A 16,606-nucleotide genomic window follows, 5' to 3' on the forward strand; every position below is an offset into this window, starting at 1 on the left:
TGGGGTGACGCAGGAAGGGGCGACGAAGGCCGGGGCGGGACGAAGGCGGGTGACGAAGGCGGGTGACGAAGGCGGGTGACGCGGTTCAGGGGGCGGGGCGTTCGGCGGTCAGGAGCAGGACGCCGGTGTCGCCGTACTCGGGCAGGGTGGGGTCCTTGGCGAGGTGGGTCAGGCGCAGGGAGACCGTCTGGTGGGCGAACACGGCGCGCAGCGCGGACGCGTCGACGGGGCAGGCGGGCCAGAGCGGGCCGGCCCCGATGCGATAGCTCGGCATCCGCTCCATGAAGGAGGCCACGAGCCGGCCGCCGGGCCGCACGGAGCGTACGAACGCCGTGCACAGGGCGGCGAACTCGCCGAAGTCCTCGGTGACGCTCTCGGCCACGAAGTTCATGGACGCGGTGTCGTAGCGGCCGTCGACCAGGTCGCCGGCGTCGCCGCGTATCACGCGCACGCGGCCGAGGGCTTCCGGCAGGGTCGCCGGGAGCGCGGGGTCGAGGGTGCGGCACAGCGCGTAGAACGGCTCCCAGCTCTCGTCCGGGCCGTACGTCAACTGCCGCCGCAGATAGGCGAGGTTGGCGGCGCTCGGCTCCAGGGCGTCGATGCGGCGGGCGGCGCCCGCGGCCAGCATCAGCGGATAGAGGTTGGGGCCCGCGCCCAGTTCGAGGGTGCGGGTCAGACCGCCGGGGGCGAACCGCCGGTAGAAGCGGGAGTGGTGGTGGATCACGCCCCGGTCGCAGGGGTGCATCCACCGGTAGTTCTCGGCCAGGTACGGGCCGACGGGCCAGGCGTCCCAGTCCGCGTCGCGGTTGCGCCGCACGGTGGTCCGCCGGGTCGCGGCCATCACGCCTCCCGGCGCCGCCCCGCCGTGGTCGCGCCCGAGCGCCGTGGGGTGCGGCGCTGGAGCGCGAAGCGGGCGGCGAGGTCGGTGAGGGCGTCGTTGAGCGTGTCCGTCTCCTCGTCGGTGTTGGCGGCGGTGATCTGGATCCGGAAGCCCACCCGGTTGCGCGGGACGAGGGGGTAGCCGGCCAGGGTCACGTAGATGCCCCGGTCCCACAGGAAGGCGGCGACGGCCTCCAGGTCGGCGGCGTCCCCGAGCGGGATCTCGATGATCGGCAGGCCGTGGGTGTTGGGCGTGGCGATGCCCAGGCCGCGGACGTGGTCGAGGACGCGGGCGGTCCTGCGGTGGAGCTCGGCCCGGACGGCGTCGCCGCGCGCCTCGTTGACGTCGAGTCCGGCGAGGGCGGTGGCGAGGGAGGCGGTCGGCGAGGGGCCGGAGTAGAGGTAGGGCGCCGCGGCCACCTTGAGGTGGTCCTTGAGGCGGCTCGGCAGGGCGAGGAAGGCGAGCAGCGAGGAGTACGCCTTGGAGAAGCCGCCGACCAGCACGAGGTTGTCGTAGTCCTCGCCGAGGTGGCGGACGATGCCGTTGCCGCGTGCCCCGTACGGGCTGGTCTCCTCGGGGTGGCGTTCGCCGATGACGCCGAAGCCGTGGGCGTCGTCGACGTACAGCAGGGCGTCGTGGTCGCGGCAGACGCGGGCGAGGGCGGGCAGGTCCGGGTAGTCGCCCGTCATGCTGTTGACGCCGTCCATGCAGACGAGCCGGCCGGCGCCGAGGGGCGCCTCGCGGAGCAGGGTGTCCAGCTCCCACGGCTGGTCGGCCCGGAAGCGGTGCAGCCGGGCGCCCCGGCCGCGGGCGACGAGACAGCCGTCGTACAGGGTGCGGTGGGCCTGCGCCTCGATGTAGACCTCGCCGTCGGCGGCGAGCAGCGGGACGACCGACTGGTGGATGAGGGTGATGGTCGGCAGCAGCAGGGTGTCGGGGGCGCCGAGGAGGTCGGTGAGGCGCTCCTCGATCCGGGGGTAGAGGCGGGGGCTGCCGATGAGCCGGGACCAGCTCGGGTGGGTGCCCCAGGTGCGCACCATGGGTTCGATGGCCGCCATGATCTCGGGGTCGAGGGCGAAGCCGAGGTAGTTGCAGGAGGCGAAGTCGATCAGCCAGTGGTCACCGACGCGGAGCCTGCGGCCGTCGACCTCGTCGATGACGGCATCGCACATGGCGCTGTTCCTCCTGAGCCGTTCCAGGTCGCGCCAGCGGACGTCGAGGGGGCCCGTGCCGGGTGCCGGGGCGGCCGTACGGGGGGCCTTTGCGCCCCGGTCGGACCGGTCGGACCGGTCGGACCGGGCGGTTCGGGCGCCGCGCGCGGTCGGGGCGGTTCCGGCACCGCGGGCGGAGCGGGCGGACGGGGTGCTTCCGGTGCCGCGGGCGGAGCGGGCGGGGGTTCGGTGCAGGAAGGTCTCCGCCTGACGCGCGGTCATGGGCCGGGCGAAGAGGTAGCCCTGTCCGTAGTGGCAGCCCATGTCGGCGAGCAGGGCGCGCTGTTCCTCGTTCTCGATGCCCTCGGCGACGACCCGGAGGCCGAGCACCTCGGCGATGCGCACGATGCCCTCGACGAGGGCGACCTGCTGCCCGTCGGTGGTGATGTCGTCGATGAACGACTTGTCGACCTTGAGCACGTCGATGGGGAACTCGCGCAGATAGCTGAGCGAGGAGAAACCGGTGCCGAAGTCGTCGATGGCGATGGAGACCCCGAGGTCCTTCAGGGTCCGCATGGTGGTGCCCACCTGCTCGTCGCGGCGCATGAGGACGGACTCGGTCATCTCCAGGCAGAGGGAGTCGGGGGCGAGCCCGGAGGAGCTCAGGGTCTGCCGGACCACGTCGGGCAGCCCGGGGTCGCGGAACTGCCGCGCGGAGACGTTGACGTTGGCGTACAGCGGGGGCGTACGGGGATGGGAGCGCTGCCAGCGCGCGATGTCACCGGCCGCGTGTTCGAGCACCCAGGCACCGAGCGGCATGATGTGGCCGCTCTCCTCGGCGAGGCTGATGAACTGCTCGGGCGGGACCATGCCACGGCGGGCGTGCGGCCATCGGATCAGGGCCTCGAAGCCGGCCAGGGCGGCGTCGTCGACCCGGACGATGGGCTGGTAGCGCAGGGCGAAGGCGTGGTCGGCGATGGCGGTGTCCATGCCGGCCTGGAGCTCGTGGCGGGCGACGAGCCGCGAGTGCAGCTCGGGCCGGAAGCGCCGCCACCGCTTCTTGCCGGCGGCTTTGGCGGCGTACAGGGCGAGGTCGGCGTGGCCGAGCAGCTCCTCGGCATGGGCGCTGTCGAGGACGGTGGCGATGCCGACGCTGGTCGAGACGGAGACGGCGCCGTCGGTGAGGTGGAAGGGCTGGCCGAGGGTGTGGATGATCTCGGCGGCGAGGGCCTCGGCGTCGCCGGGTTCCCGGGCGCCCTCGATGAGCACGGCGAACTCGTCGCCGCCGAGCCGGGCGGCGGTGTCGGTGAGGCGGAGCACGGAGGTCAGCCGGCGGGCGACGGCGACGAGGAGTTCGTCGCCGACCGAGTGGCCCATGGTGTCGTTGACGACCTTGAAGTCGTCGAGGTCGACGAAGAGCATGCAGGTCAGGGTGGATTCGCGGCGGCCGCGGAGGAGGGCGCGTTCGATCCGTTCCAGGAGCAGCACCCGGTTGGGCAGTCCGGTGAGCGAGTCGTGGAAGGCGCGGTGGGTGAGCTCGCGCTCCAGTTTGCGCTGTTCGGTGACGTCCCGGAGGGTCAGGACGAGCCCGTGCACGGTCCGCTCGTCGCGCAGATTGCTGCACCGGACCTCGACCTCCAGGTCGGCGGCGCCGCCGTGCCTCAGTCTCCAGTCGTCCCTCGCCTCCGTGCGGCCACGGGAGCGGGCGTCGGCGAGGAGCCGCAGCGCGCTCACCTCGTGACCCGGGGCGAGGAGTTCGCCGAGCGGGGTGCCGGGCAGCAGCGAGCGCCCGAACTGCTTCTCCGCGGACGGGCTGGCGTAGCGGACGGTGTCGTCGTCGTCCACGATGAGGATGACGTCCGAGGTGTTGTGCACCAGGGTGCGGAAGTACGCCTCGCTCGTACGGCGGTTGACCTCCTCGCTCAGCCCGAAGCGTTCCAGGGCGAGCGCGGCCTGGGAGGCGAGGGACTGGGCGGGGTCCGCGATCTCGGAGAGCTTCTTCTCCGTCCCGGCGAGGAGCAGCGCGCCGAGCAGCGGCTCGCCGGCGGCCGGGGCCTGGAGGGCGAGCGGGCAGACCAGGACGTGCGTAGCGGGGCGCACGGCGGTGGCGAGGGCCGGGTCGAGTGCGGCGACGGGCAGCAGCCGGCTGCCCCCGGAGAGGAGTTCCGGCCAGGGGGTGCCGCGGGGCCCGGTGAGCTCGGTGACCTGGGCGCGCCGGGGCCGGAGTCCCGTGGCCACGGCCGACAGCCGGCCGTGGCGGTCGCAGACGAGCAGCATCGTGTGGCGCGAGGCGCCGGGACCGGGACCGGGACCGGGACCGAAGAGGGTGGCGGCGGCGGTCTCGACGGCGGCGGCGACCTCGCGCGGGCTCAGCGCCGCCACCAGGGACGCGGCGGCCACCCGCAGACTGCGCTCGCGGGCCTCCGCCCCGCGGTGCTCGGCCATCATGCCCCACAGGCGGACCAGGACCAGCAGGAACATCAGGGCGGAGAAGATCGAGATGACGCCGATGTCCCGGCCGGGTTCCTGCCGCAGCGACTGGAAGAGCAGCAGGGCGGGGGCGATGAGGGAGGCGAGGGCAAGCAGGAAGAGCCGCCGTTCGGCGCTCCCGGACACCGGTTCGGTCGTGAGCTCGGTGAGCCCGGTCATCGAGGGGTGCAGGGCGGCGAGGCCCCAGGCGGTGAAGAAGACCACCCAGCCGAGGTCCCAGGGAGTGCCGACCTGCCAGGTGCCGTCGAGTTGCCTCACGCCGTAGACGACGTCCGAGAAGAGGATGCCGCAGGTGCCCAGGGTGAGGAGCTGGACGGCACGGGAGCGCAGGCCGCCGGGGACGAGCAGGCGGGCCAGCATCGCCAGCATCAGCACGTCGCCGAGCGGATAGGCGATGGAGATGGTGCGCTCGACCCAGGTCATGCCGGGGGACGTGGCGAGCGGGGTGATCAGGTACACCCAGGAGAGCAGGGCGAGGCCGCAGGTGAGGATCAGCGCGTCGAGCGCCACGGCCAGGTTCCGCCCGACGGCACGGTGCCGGATGAAGCCGAACAGGCCGGCGGCGAAGAGCGGATACGTGGCGAGGTACAGGGCGTCGGCCACGGAGGGGAAGGGCCGGTGCTGGTGGAAGAAGGTCTCCAGCGCGTTGTACGTGGTGTCGCCGATGACGAAGGTGAAGTTGGCGGCCGCGAGCACCAGCCACGGCCAGCGGCGGGCGGGGCGGTGGAGATGCACGCCGGTGAGGATGACGGCGACGCCGCTGAGACCGATCAGCGCCCAGAGGACGGTGTGCCGGGACGGCACCAGCAGATAGGCGACGGTGACGGTGGCCACGAACAGCAGGTAGAGGAGGGTCCATCGGCGCAATGGCCAGGAGAGCTGTCGCAGCGGCACATCCACCGCCCCCTTGCCGGGTGGGCCCGTCCGACCCCCGATACGTCCGTCTCCCGGGTGCCGCGGGGCCGTGCACCTCACGGCACTCCCCGCGGCGGGGGGCCTGCTTCGGCCGGGTCAGCGGGCGAGCTCGGCCATGGCGCCCCAGCCCTGCTGCGGCACCTCGACGTTGATGATCTCGGGAGTGGCGGCGATGGCGGCGCCCATGGTCTCCAGACCGGCCCGGAAGTGCGCGGAGGCGACGTGGACGGCCCCGGCCTCGGCGTCGGCGAACGCCTCCAGGAGGACGTACTGGTGCGGGTCCTCGACGCTGCGGGACCAGTCGAAGAAGAGGTTGCCGGGCTCCTCGCGCGTGGCACGGGTGAAGTCGGCGACGCGGTCGAGCCAGGTGTCGGCGTGCTCGGGACGGACGGTGAAACGTACGGCGATGAAGATCATGCGCCTACGCTGCGCCGCGGCGGGGTGGCGGGGCCAGCGGTGGGGACGGGGATTCCGACAGGGCCGGAAAGGGCGGGGCTGGGCCGGCGAGGGCCGGGGCGGGTGACGCCCGTGGTGCGGGGTACGGCCGGGATCGGGTCTGGGTCTGGGTCGGGGGTGCGGGATGCGGCGGGTCAGGTGTCCGGCGCGGCGGGGAACGGCGGGAAGCGGCGGATCAGGCGTCCGACGGCGCGGCGGGGAACGCCGGTGCGGGGTACGGCTCGGCACCCGCTGTGCCGATCCCCGCCGTGAAGAGGGGCACGGCCCGGGCCAGGGCGGCGCGCACCTCGCCGTACCGGCGCCGGAAGTCGACGGTGGGCAGCGACACCGACAGGGCGTGCGCGACGCCGTCGCTCCGGCCGGGGAGGACCGTCGCCAGACAGGTGTACGCGGGGTCCGCCTCGCCCACGGAGACGGCGAAGCCCCGGTCGCGCACCCGGGCCAGCTCCGCCTCGAAGCGCTCCGGGCTGGTGATGGTGCGCTCGGTGAACCGGGCCATGCCATGCTCGTCCAGGTAGCGTCGGCGCAGCGGCCGGGGCAGCCCGGCGAGCAGCGCCTTGCCGTGGGCGGTGGCGTGGGCGCGGGCCTCGGGCCCCGGCGCGAAGGGGTGGGCGGTGTCGGTGACGGGTGCGGTGGTGTCGACGACGGTGATCCGGCCGCCCTGGTAGGCGGTGAAGTACGCCTCGGCGCCGGAGGCGCGGCGGAGCCGGCCGAGGAGCTCGGCGAGACCGCCGTCGAGGCCGTGGTGGCGCTGGTAGGAGCGGTGGAGGGCGGGGACCCGCGGCCCGGGCGCGTACCCCTCGGGCGTACGGACGAGGTGGCCGCGGGCGATCAGTGGCCCGGTCAGGTGGTAGACGGTGGACAGGGCGCAGCCGAGGGTGCGGGCGAGGGCCTTCGCCGTGACGGGCCGGTCGGCGTCGGCCACGGCGTCGAGGAGGGCGAGGGCCCGCTCGACGGACTGGGGGGCGGATGCGGGGCCGGTCGGGGGGCCGGACACGGGGCCGGACACGGGGCCGGTCGGGTTGGAGGAGGTCGGGCGCACCGATCCACCCTAATGCGGTCGGCCGGGAGGGAGCGGGCGAGGGATGAGAGGAGTGTCACCGCCCGAGAAAAGGGATCATATGGATCTTTTGCCCCCATTCGGCGTACCGTCGAGGGATACCTCTGACTCCTCACCGCCCCGGGAGGGTGTGTGCGCCGCTCCACGACCGACCACGCCGCCGCCGCGGGCCCGAACGGGCGCCGCGGCCACATACGCAAGGCGGCGATCGCGACCGCAGCGGTCGCGACCGTCGCCGGCGGACTGTATGGGGCGGGCCTCGTCGCCACCGGGGACGACATCTCCGAGGGCACCCGGGTGGCCGGGGTCGACATCGGCGGCCTGAGCCGCACCGAGGCCGCCGACCGTCTGACCTCCGCGGCCCCCGCCGCCTGGAAGGACCCGATGCGGGTCACGGTGGGTGATGCCACCACCGCGCTCGATCCCGCGGAGGCGGGCCTCACGGTCGACGTGGCGGCCACCGCGGACCGCGCGGCCGACCCGTCCCGCGACCCGGTCACCGTGATCGGCCGGCTCTTCTCCCCCGGCAGCCGCGACATCGAGCCCGTCGTGTCCTTCGACGCGACGAAGGCACGCGCGGCGGTCGCCGGGGTCGCCGAGGAGCACGACCGGACCGTCCGTGAGGGCGCCGTGGCCTTCAAGAAGGGCAAGGCGGTCGTCACCCCGGCGCGGGACGGCCGGAAGCTGGACACCGACAAGGCCGTGGACACCCTGCGCGCCGCGTACCCCGGGACCGGGGGTTCCGCGGCCGTGGCCCTGCCGGTCTCCGTCACCCGCCCGAAGGTGGGTACGGCGGAGGTCGACCGCTTCGTGAAGGACTTCGCGACGCCCGCCCTGTCGGGCCCGGTCACGCTGACCACGGGCGGCAACCGGCTGGCGATCCCGGCGGCCACCCTCGCCGACCACCTCAAGGTGTCGACCGAGGGCGGCCGGCTCACCCCGTCGCTCGACTCCGGCGGGCTGCTGCGCGACCCGGACGTGGCCCGTCCGCTGCACGCCTTCACCGGCGGTCCGGTCGAGGCGCGCCTCGGCGTGCGGGACGGCAAGGTCGTCGTGGAGCGCGACGGCCGGCCGGGCCGCGAGGTGTCGGCCGACGCCCTGGGCCGCGCGGTGCGGCCGCTGCTCACCAAGGTGGGCGCCGAGGCCCGTACCGCCCCCGTCGAGACGAAGGTGACCCGGCCGGAGCTGACGGCGGAGAACCTGGCCGCGCTCGGGATCACCGAGGAGATGTCGACGTTCACCGTGGACTTCCCGGCCGCGCCGTACCGTACGACCAACATCGGCCGGGCGGTCGAGCTGATCAACGGCTCGCTCGTGCAGCCCGGCGAGGTGTGGAGCTTCAACCGCACGGTGGGCGAGCGCACCGAGGCCAACGGCTTCGTCGACGGCACGATGATCATGGACGGGCAGTACCAGAAGGCGCCGGGCGGCGGTGTGTCGGCGGTCGCCACGACCGTCTACAACGCGCTGTTCTTCGCCGGCGTCAAGCCGATCGAGCACGGCGCCCACTCCTTCTACATCGAGCGCTACCCGGCCGGCCGGGAGGCGACGGTGGCGTGGGGCACGCTGGACCTGAAGTTCCGCAACGACTCGGGCAAGCCGATCTACATCAAGGCGAGCTCGACGGACTCGTCGGTGACGGTGAGCTTCCTGGGCACGAAGAAGTACGACTCGGTCGAGGCGGTCGCCGGCCCGCGCACGAACATCAAGCCGCCGGCGGAGCGCAAGGGCACCGGCGACAAGTGCGAGGTGCAGGAGCCGCTGGAGGGCTTCGACATCAAGGTCGACCGGGTGTTCAAGAACGGCGGCACCGAGGTGAAGCGCGAGACCTTCGACACGCACTACACGCCGCGGGACAAGGTGACCTGCGAGAAGTAAGTAGTCGCGTGGACGGCCGAAGGGCCCCTCCCGGTCCGGGAGGGGCCCTTCTCGCGCGTCAGCGGGACGGGGTGGCGGCGGGCGCCTCCCGGTCGGCACCGTCGGATCCGGCCGCGTCGTCCGGGTCGGCGAGGTCGGAGAGGTCGCGGTTGCGGGTCTCGCGGGCACAGGCGAGGGCGACGACCGTGAGCAGCGCGGCGGCGATCACGTACAGGGAGATGGGGGTCGAGCTGCCGTAGTCGTCGAGCAGCGCGGTGGCGATCAGCGGGGCGGGGGCGCCGGCGGCGACGGAGGAGAACTGCGCGCCGATGGAGGCCCCGGAGTAGCGCATCCGGGTCGCGAACATCTCCGAGAAGAAGGCGGCCTGGGGGGCGTACATGGCGCCGTGGAGGACGAGGCCGACGGTGACGGCGAGGAGCAGGCTGCCGAAGGTGCCCCGGTCGATGAGGGCGAAGAAGGGGAACATCCAGAGCCCGACGCCGACGGCCCCGATCAGATAGACCGGGCGGCGTCCGAGCCGGTCGGAGAGCGCGCCCCAGAGGGGGATGACGGCGAAGTGGACGGCGGAGCCGATGAGGACGGCGTTGAGGGCGTTCTGCTTGCTGAGCCCGACCTGGGTGGTGGCGTAGACGAGGATGAACGCGGTGATCACGTAGTACGAGATGTTCTCGGCCATACGGGCGCCCATGGCGACCAGCACGTCGCGCCAGTGGTGCCGGAGCACGGCCACCAGCGGCATCTTCTCGACCTGGTCGGCGGCGGCCTTGCGCTCCTCGGCGGCGGCGAGGGCGGCCTTGAAGACGGGCGACTCGTCGACGGACAGCCGGATCCACAGGCCGACGATCACCAGGACGCCGGACAGCAGGAACGGGATCCGCCACCCCCACGACCCGAACGCGGCGTCGGACAGCAGCGCGGTCAGCGCGGACAGCACCCCGGTCGCGAGCAATTGCCCGGCCGGCGCCCCGGTCTGCGGCCACGAGGCCCAGAACCCGCGCCGCTTCGCGTCCCCGTGCTCGGACACGAGCAGCACGGCCCCGCCCCACTCCCCACCGAGCGCGAACCCCTGCACCAGCCGCAACGCGGTCAGCAACAGCGGCGCGGCGGACCCCACGGTCGCATGCGTCGGCAACAACCCGATCGCGAACGTCGCCCCACCCATCAGCAACAGGCTCAGCACCAGCAGCTTCTTGCGCCCCAGCCGGTCACCGTAATGCCCGAACACCAACGCCCCGAGCGGCCGCGCGGCGAACCCGACGGCGTAGGTCAGGAACGACAGCAACGTCCCGACCAGCGGATCGGACTCGGGAAAGAACAACTTGTTGAACACCAGCGCGGCGGCCGAACCGTACAGAAAGAAGTCGTACCACTCGATGGTGGTGCCGATCAGACTTGCGGCGACGATGCGCTTGAGAGCGCCGGGAGGCGTGGGAGCGTGTGTTGCGGCGGCCATGTGCACCACTTCCGAGCGGGTGACGGGGACTGTGTTCGTGTCGCCACACCGTAGGAAAGCGCAGGTCAGGCGCGTATGTGGTGAGACACCATAGTTCGGGGCGCGGGGGTGCGGGCAGGCACCATGCCGGGACGGCTGAGCCCCGGCGAGCGGCCATGGGCGGGGCCAATGGGCGGGCGTCAGGTTTGCGTGGTGCGCCCCACTTTGGGGGTAGCGTGCTGGCTCCCGTGCTGGTTTGGTGCTGACCCGAAACCCCATGTCAGCACCCCTGTCGACCCCTCCCGTGCTGGTTTGGTGCTGACTACGGAGCGTTGAACCCGGGCATTCGGGCACGGATCGGAGACGAGGGCGTCGAACTCCAGGGGCAGGGTCAGCTCGGTCTCTCGGGTGAAGACGGAGTCCATGAGCTTCCTCAGCCGCTCAGGTGCGTCCGGCATGATGTGCGCGTACGTCTCCAAGGTGATGCGCGGATCGCGGTGCCCCAGCCACTCCGCCATGTCCGACACCGGCACACCCTTCGACAGACCGGCAGAGGCGAAGAAGTGCCGCAGCCAGTGCGGCGTGCTCTTCCTGAGATGCCGGCTGCTTTCCTGGCGCCACGCCAGAGACGGTCGACAATGAGTACATCAGTAAGCTGGTGCGCCCGACGTTGGAGAAGACGCAGTCGCCCTTGAGCCGGTTGGGCCTTTCCTCCACGCGGAAGGCGCCGTACAGCCTGACGTGCCCCTTCACCTTGGCGGCAATGTAGGCGGGCAGCGGGACGGCCCGGCCCTCGTCCATGTCGCGCCGCTTCAAGTGCCGGACGCAGTGGGCCCGCCCCCGCCCCTTGGTGATCGCCGCCTGTCGGGCCGTGTTGGGCTTCTCGTTCTCACCGTCCTGTGTGACCTGCCTGTCCACATAGAGCACGCCCACCTCGAAGTCGAACTGCTGCAGCGTTACGGCGCTCGCCTCCCCAATGCGCAACCCGCAGCCGGCCATCAGCCACACCAGCAACTTGTACGGTCCAGGCAGGTGTCGCTCGATCGCCTCGATCTCCGCCAGCGTGGGTAGCTGAATCCGCTTCTTCGCCCTGCGCTTCGCCCTGCGCCTGCTCGTTAGCAACCGGCGTTGTGGCCGGTGGCGTGTTCACCGGCAGGTGATCGACGGGATTCTGCACCGAGTGCGAACCGACGTTCAGTGGCGTGACCTGCCCGAGCGGTTCGGCCCGTGGAAGACCGTGTATGAGCGCCCACCGACTGTGGTCCGCCGACGGCACATGGGAGCGACTGCTCCAGCAGGTCCAGGCCGAGGCCGATGCAGCGGGTGAGATCGACTGGGACATCTCGGTCGACTCCACCAGCGTCCGCGCCCATCAGCATGCGGCCGGCGCCCGCACCGGCCCGTCGCCGGACCATGCGTCAAAGGGGGCCGAATGGGTGGAGCACCAGGACGAAAGTCCGTGGAAGAGCCTGCTCGCCCGCCTGGTGGATGTGGTGCTGGAGGCGACGGCCTGGGTCGCTCGCGCGGCGGGTTCACCAGCAAGCTCCACTTGAGCGCGGACGGCCGCTGCCGTCCGCTGTCCCTGATCGTCACCGCCGGCCAGCGAGCGGACTGCACCCAGTTGGAGGCCATCCTGGAGAAGATCCGCGTGCCCCGGCCCGGGCCAGGCAGGCCCCCGCAAGAAGCCGGACTGCCTCGCGGCCGACAATGCCTCCAGCAACGGCCCCGTCCACCTCGGCACCGCTACAGCAGCCGCCCTGTCCATCTGGCTACGAACTTGATTGGCTGGACAAGTCCTAGCTGGCGAATGGGTTTCCATAACCTGGGAGGCGCCCACCGGGCGGCACGTACCGGTCCTGGCCGTTGTGGTCGGTCACGGTTGTGAAGCCGGCGGCCTGCAGTCGAGCGGTGCACCGGGCGATGGAGCGTCGGCTGGCGGCGAACAAGACGCACAGCAGAGCCGTCGTCGCCGCCCAGAAGCCACCGGCGACGGTGAGAACCGAGGCCACGTCCTCGCCGAACTCCAGGCCGAGGGTGAGCGAGCCGAGGGTGAGGGGGACCAGGATGAGCACCATCCGGGCCTTGGTGGAGTGCTGGCGCTGGAGGTCCAGGACCATCCGGGCCTTGAGGATTTCGAGCGCCTCGGGCACGAGCGGCGGCAACGAGCCTCCCTCGGCCGCGTGCGGGTAGCGTTCCCGGTTCTCCTCAGCGAGCGCCCGTGCCTGCGGATCGGGGTCGGGCACGAGCGACAGCACGCTCCCGCCTTGACTGGTCTGCTGGAGGTTCTCGTACGCGTACCCGAACTGCTGGGCGATGAAGGCAAGCCGGGTGAGCTTCTTCATCGTGGCCATGGTGACAGCGAGCCGGACCGGCTCCCCGCTCTCCATCAGCCGCAGCATCTTCCGCTGCTGCTTCCTGCCCATGCGCCCCTCCAAGTGGCTCGGGTTTCAGTCTCAACCCGTACGGCCGGGGGCTTCCATGCCCGAGCCCGGCAAAATCCGGACTCGTTCACTGCCGACATGGGGCAGCGCTTGTCTACGGCCTGGAGGTTCAGCGCCGTTGATGTGCAGTCTGGTTTCACGAAGGGCCAGGCCCGTCTGGTGAACATCATTCATGATCGGCCGGACAAGTCCTAGAGGATGTTCCAGGCGAGGTGTTCGTCCCGCCTTCTGAGTCCGTCGACTCGCCGCTGGATCTCACTCAAAGATTCGGGAGCATGACTGACTTTCCGGGCGTTAGTGGTGATCATCCGCAGCTCTCGGATATCACGCAGAACCGGATAGTAGGCGCCTTTCGTGATGTCCCAGCCGTAAGCGTCCGCGAACGCTTGGTAGTGCGCCTGGCCGTAACCGAACCGTCGGCAGTGGACTTCGACCGTGACGAGGTCCCATTCCGGTTGACCGCGGGCCACCGTGTCCCAGTCGCACAGGACCGCAGATCCGTCGGTGGTGTGCAGCGCGTTTCGGTGCTGTGGGTCGCCTTGTATCAGCCCGGGGGCAAGCGTGAACCGGACCTGCCTCAGTTCCGCTTCGAGTCGGTCCGCCTCCTGCTCCATGTAACGGAGAGCTGCGGCCGGGAGGCAGGTGACCGCGGTCAGAGAGCGGCGGATCGCGCGGATGTTGTCGTGCTCATCGAGTGCGATCGGCGGTGAGGGCAAAGAGTGGAGCGCCTTCAGGGGGCCGGCCAGTTGCCCGGCCGCCACCGGGTGCTCTGGCTGCGGCAGATAGGTCCAGAAGGTGACAGCGTGCCCATCGACGATCAGCGGCTGATCGCCAGGGTGAAGGGGGACGGTGGGAAAGCCCGCTTCGATGAGCCAGCGTACGAAGGCAACTGTGCGTGCAACACTCTCGGCGTCCGTTCCCTTCCGCGCGATCTTGGCTACCACCTGTTCCTTCTCCAACAGGAGAACGGCATTGGTGTGGCCGCGCAGGAGACGCGCATCACGGCCGTCGAGGCCAGCCTTCGTACAGGCCCGCTCCAGCACCTTGTACATCTCGGACTCGTCGAACCCACCGGGGGCCGGCGTGATTGTCATGTCGCACAGGCCAACTGGCATGCTTCGTCGGGGCTGCGGTCCCGCGCGTAGCAGCAGATGGCCGCTTCAAGCCGGAGGAGCGCGGGGTCGGTTCCTGTCTTGTCCTGGTAGAGGACGAGCGCCTGCTCCTGGACCTGGCGTGCTTCGCGCCTGTGCCCGAGAGCCGTGAGCGTCCCGCTCTTGTAGAGCAGGTAGCGGTGCTCCGGGCAGCGGAGCGGCAAGGCTCCGCTGCCCTCGCCGGACCGTGAAGACCGAGGGGTGACCGCCCGCACGGGCGGCCGGGCTGCCCGGCGTGTCACACGGTGGGACGTACGAGAAGCCGGCCTTCGCTGCCCTGCGGGTCCCCCTGCACGGGGCTCACCAGCCCCAGGTGTCAGGCGAAGTCTTCGTGGGCAGCACTCCGATGCCGTAGTCGCTGATGGTCACCACCACATACCGGTCCCCGTCGAAGCAGTTCAACTGGTACTGCCTGCCCCGCTCGCTCCAACTCCACATGTCGTCGCGTCCCCGCTCCGGCGAGAATCCCGCGCGTTGCGACACGGCGCAGGGCTCCAGACCGTTGACGTCAATGTCCACGGTGCGGCCGGCTCCATTCCACGAGACCGCGCCCTTGAGGGGCTCCTTGGTCAGATTCAAGACGAAGAACTCAAACGTTCCGCTGTCACTCATGCTGTCTCCTGCGGTGAGAGGGAAGCGCCTGGTCGGCACCCGGTGTTGATCTTTTCGATGCCGCTTCGGCCTGCCCATCCCCCATAGGAGTGCGTGCAGGGGCGTGCAGGGGTGTTGAAGGGGCACGAGGTCACTCGGCACTGCGCCGGGCACGCGGCGTCTACGGGAGGCTGCCGGGGCTGTCCCGGCCCGGGCCGTCGGTCGCGCTGGCCATCTCCCTCCCGCTCTCTTAGGGCGCTCACCTCTGACGATTCCGGCACCACTGTGGACTGCGTGTCGAGGCGGGCTCTCTCAGCCGAAGGAGCGGGCGCCTACGGGGCGTGGTGGGGCCGGTCCCTCAGAGAGGCCACGCCGAACGGCACCGGGCACGTCGTGGACCGCGCGATCCACTGGACGTGAAACATGCCCTCAGCCTTCCTTGTGACAGACGCTGGCGACGAGGAGGGCCGCGAGACCCGCCCAGGGCAGGGATGCCGGACCTGACAGGATCCAGCCCAGGGTTCCCAGCGTCGCGGCCGCGCCGAGGAGGAGAACCAGCGATCGTCCGTCCCGGAGGAACGCCCACTCCTGCCGGGCGCTTCCTGGCTGCTTCGTCTCCCGCACGGCGGTACGGATGACCAGGAGCGCCAGCACTACGGTCGCGCCGAGGAGGGCGGGGCCCGCGGCCGGGTCGGTCACCGGCCGCTGCCCGTGGCGCCGGTCTGGTAGATGTCGGGGATGCCGTCGGCGTCGTCGTCGCGTTCCTCTTCCTCCCACAACCGCTTGTAGATGCGGTTGCGGCGGCGCAGGAGCACAGCGGCGAGGGTTGCCGCGATGAGGGAGCCGACGAGGACGGCGGCCTTGATGTGTTCTCCCTCGGTGCCGGCCGGGAAGGCGAGTTCACCGATCAGGAGCGCGACGGTGAAGCCGATGCCGGCCAGGGTGGCGAGGCCGAGGACGTCGGCCCAGGCGAGGTCAGGGTTGAGTTCGGCGCGGGTGAAGCGGGCGGCGAGGTAGGTGCCGAGGAAGATGCCGAGGATCTTGCCCGCGACGAGCCCGATGACGACGCCGAGGGGCTCGGGGTCGGTGAACACTCTGGTCAGGGCATCGCCGGAGACCGTGACGCCTGCGGCGAAGAGGGCGAAGAGCGGGACGGCGACGCCGGCGGAGACCGGGTGCAGCCGGTGGGCGACACGGGCGGCCGGTGTGCTCTTCTCACCCTTGTCGCGGACGGTACGCAGGATGAGACCCATGGCGACGCCGGCGACCGTCGCGTGGACTCCTGAGTTGTACATCAGCGCCCAGATGACGATGCCCAGCGGTGCGTACCACCACCAACCGCGCACTCGGAAACGCTGGAGGAGGTAGAAGCCGAGGAGCCCGGCGAACGCGCCGCCCAACGCCCAGAAGTTGAGGTCGGAGGTGAAGAAGACCGCGATGATGAAGATGGCGCCGAGGTCGTCGACCACGGCGAGGGTGAGCAGGAAGGCCCGCAGCGCGGACGGCAGATGTGTGCTGATGACGGCAAGCACCGCGAGGGCGAAGGCGATGTCGGTGGCCATCGGCACGGCCCAGCCGTCGGCGCTCCCGCCGCCTGCCGTAACGGTGAGGAGGTAGAGGGCGGCCGGGACGGCCATGCCGCAGACGGCGGCGATGACGGGCAGGGCGGCGGTGGCGGGAGTCCGGAGCTCGCCGACCACCAGCTCTCGCTTCAGCTCGATGCCGGCGATCAGGAAGAAGATGGCCAGCAGGCCGTCGGCCGTCCAGTGGCCGACCGAGAGGTCCAGGCCCAGGGCGGGTATCCCGAAGTGGAAGTCGCGTATGTCCGCATACGCCGCGCTCCACGGGCTGTTGGCCCAGACGAGCGCGACCACGGCTGCGGCCAGGAGGACCAGTCCGCCGACCGTCTCGGTCCGAAGGGCTTCGGCGACCGTCTGCCGCTCCGTCCAGGGCAGCAGTCCGAAGAGGGGCTTGCGTGGGCGCGGCTGCGTCATGGGGCGGGTCTCCGGGGTACGTCGACGGATGGGCACACGGGCCCTCGGACGCCGACCAGACTTCCCGGCACACCAGCGTCACCTTGACGCGTTCTTTACACCCTAGCCTGCCCCTTCCGATCTCACCAGGCCGGTTCTCACCTGCTGAAACGCAGAAAACGCAGGCG

General features: G+C 71.3%; 14 protein-coding genes and 1 pseudogene. 2 read left to right on the plus strand and 13 right to left on the minus strand.

What is annotated here, in order from left to right; genetic code table 11:
* Window positions 1-85 precede the first annotated feature (85 nt).
* From ABZ135_RS19985 to ABZ135_RS20000, 4 genes are all read right to left on the minus strand, one after another.
* Entirely contained in the window at window positions 86-841 is a 756-nt protein-coding gene (locus tag ABZ135_RS19985; protein ID WP_356697519.1) for a class I SAM-dependent methyltransferase, read from the minus strand.
* Window positions 841-5,415 (minus strand): aminotransferase class I/II-fold pyridoxal phosphate-dependent enzyme, encoded by a 4,575-nt coding sequence (locus ABZ135_RS19990; RefSeq protein WP_356697521.1) that lies wholly within the window; start codon window positions 5,413-5,415, stop codon window positions 841-843. Before ABZ135_RS19990 ends, ABZ135_RS19985 begins: the two co-directional genes overlap by 1 nt.
* Before the next feature lie 117 nt (window positions 5,416-5,532).
* Window positions 5,533-5,853, minus strand: a complete 321-nt coding sequence (locus ABZ135_RS19995; protein WP_356697523.1) for a putative quinol monooxygenase — start codon at window positions 5,851-5,853, stop codon at window positions 5,533-5,535.
* Window positions 5,854-6,067: 214 nt separating this feature from the next.
* A complete protein-coding gene (locus ABZ135_RS20000) occupies window positions 6,068-6,934 on the minus strand; it encodes an IclR family transcriptional regulator C-terminal domain-containing protein (protein ID WP_356697525.1) in 867 nt (288 codons plus the stop codon).
* A 150-nt stretch (window positions 6,935-7,084) separates the two neighbouring features.
* Between ABZ135_RS20000 and ABZ135_RS20005 the strand changes: the two genes are divergently transcribed.
* Window positions 7,085-8,830, plus strand: a complete 1,746-nt coding sequence (locus ABZ135_RS20005; protein ID WP_356697527.1) for a VanW family protein — start codon at window positions 7,085-7,087, stop codon at window positions 8,828-8,830.
* A gap of 58 nt (window positions 8,831-8,888) precedes the next feature.
* Here the strand turns inward: ABZ135_RS20005 and ABZ135_RS20010 are convergent, their stop codons facing one another.
* The 3 genes from ABZ135_RS20010 to ABZ135_RS20020 all read right to left on the minus strand — a co-directional run bounded on the left by ABZ135_RS20010 (window position 8,889) and on the right by ABZ135_RS20020 (window position 11,270).
* Complete coding sequence (locus ABZ135_RS20010) at window positions 8,889-10,283, minus strand: MFS transporter (RefSeq protein ID WP_356697528.1); 1,395 nt, start codon at window positions 10,281-10,283, stop codon at window positions 8,889-8,891.
* A 179-nt stretch (window positions 10,284-10,462) separates the two neighbouring features.
* Entirely contained in the window at window positions 10,463-10,807 is a 345-nt protein-coding gene (locus ABZ135_RS20015; RefSeq protein WP_356697597.1) for a hypothetical protein, read from the minus strand.
* Window positions 10,704-11,270: a hypothetical protein gene (locus ABZ135_RS20020; RefSeq protein ID WP_356697530.1), complete on the minus strand. Its 567-nt coding sequence runs from the start codon at window positions 11,268-11,270 to the stop codon at window positions 10,704-10,706. The genes ABZ135_RS20015 and ABZ135_RS20020 overlap by 104 nt, the downstream gene beginning before the upstream one ends.
* 82 nt (window positions 11,271-11,352) lie before the next feature.
* On the opposite strand from ABZ135_RS20020, the pseudogene ABZ135_RS20025 reads away from it, so the two are divergent.
* A pseudogene (locus ABZ135_RS20025) lies at window positions 11,353-11,937 on the plus strand (transposase); the annotation flags it as partial.
* Window positions 11,938-12,058: 121 nt separating this feature from the next.
* Here the strand turns inward: ABZ135_RS20025 and ABZ135_RS20030 are convergent.
* From ABZ135_RS20030 to nhaA, 6 genes are all read right to left on the minus strand, one after another.
* On the minus strand, window positions 12,059-12,685 hold the full coding sequence (locus ABZ135_RS20030) for a hypothetical protein (RefSeq protein WP_356697532.1): 627 nt from the start codon (window positions 12,683-12,685) through the stop codon (window positions 12,059-12,061).
* Between the two features lie 209 nt (window positions 12,686-12,894).
* Window positions 12,895-13,797 (minus strand): aminoglycoside phosphotransferase family protein, encoded by a 903-nt coding sequence (locus tag ABZ135_RS20035; protein WP_356697534.1) that lies wholly within the window; start codon window positions 13,795-13,797, stop codon window positions 12,895-12,897.
* Complete coding sequence (locus ABZ135_RS20040; RefSeq protein ID WP_356697536.1) at window positions 13,794-14,018, minus strand: hypothetical protein; 225 nt, start codon at window positions 14,016-14,018, stop codon at window positions 13,794-13,796. The genes ABZ135_RS20035 and ABZ135_RS20040 overlap by 4 nt, the downstream gene beginning before the upstream one ends.
* 136 nt (window positions 14,019-14,154) lie before the next feature.
* Window positions 14,155-14,466: a hypothetical protein gene (locus ABZ135_RS20045; RefSeq protein WP_356697537.1), complete on the minus strand. Its 312-nt coding sequence runs from the start codon at window positions 14,464-14,466 to the stop codon at window positions 14,155-14,157.
* A 408-nt stretch (window positions 14,467-14,874) separates the two neighbouring features.
* The gene (locus tag ABZ135_RS20050; RefSeq protein ID WP_356697539.1) at window positions 14,875-15,144 is read right to left on the minus strand and encodes a hypothetical protein; all 270 of its coding nucleotides are present in this window, start codon (window positions 15,142-15,144) and stop codon (window positions 14,875-14,877) included.
* Window positions 15,141-16,439, minus strand: a complete 1,299-nt coding sequence (nhaA, locus tag ABZ135_RS20055) for a Na+/H+ antiporter NhaA (RefSeq protein ID WP_356697541.1) — start codon at window positions 16,437-16,439, stop codon at window positions 15,141-15,143. Before nhaA ends, ABZ135_RS20050 begins: the two co-directional genes overlap by 4 nt.
* Window positions 16,440-16,606 lie beyond the last annotated feature (167 nt).

Origin of the sequence: Streptomyces sp. NPDC006339 (genome assembly GCF_040612775.1) — a bacterium.
In the GTDB taxonomy this organism is placed as follows: Bacteria; Actinomycetota; Actinomycetes; order Streptomycetales; family Streptomycetaceae; genus Streptomyces.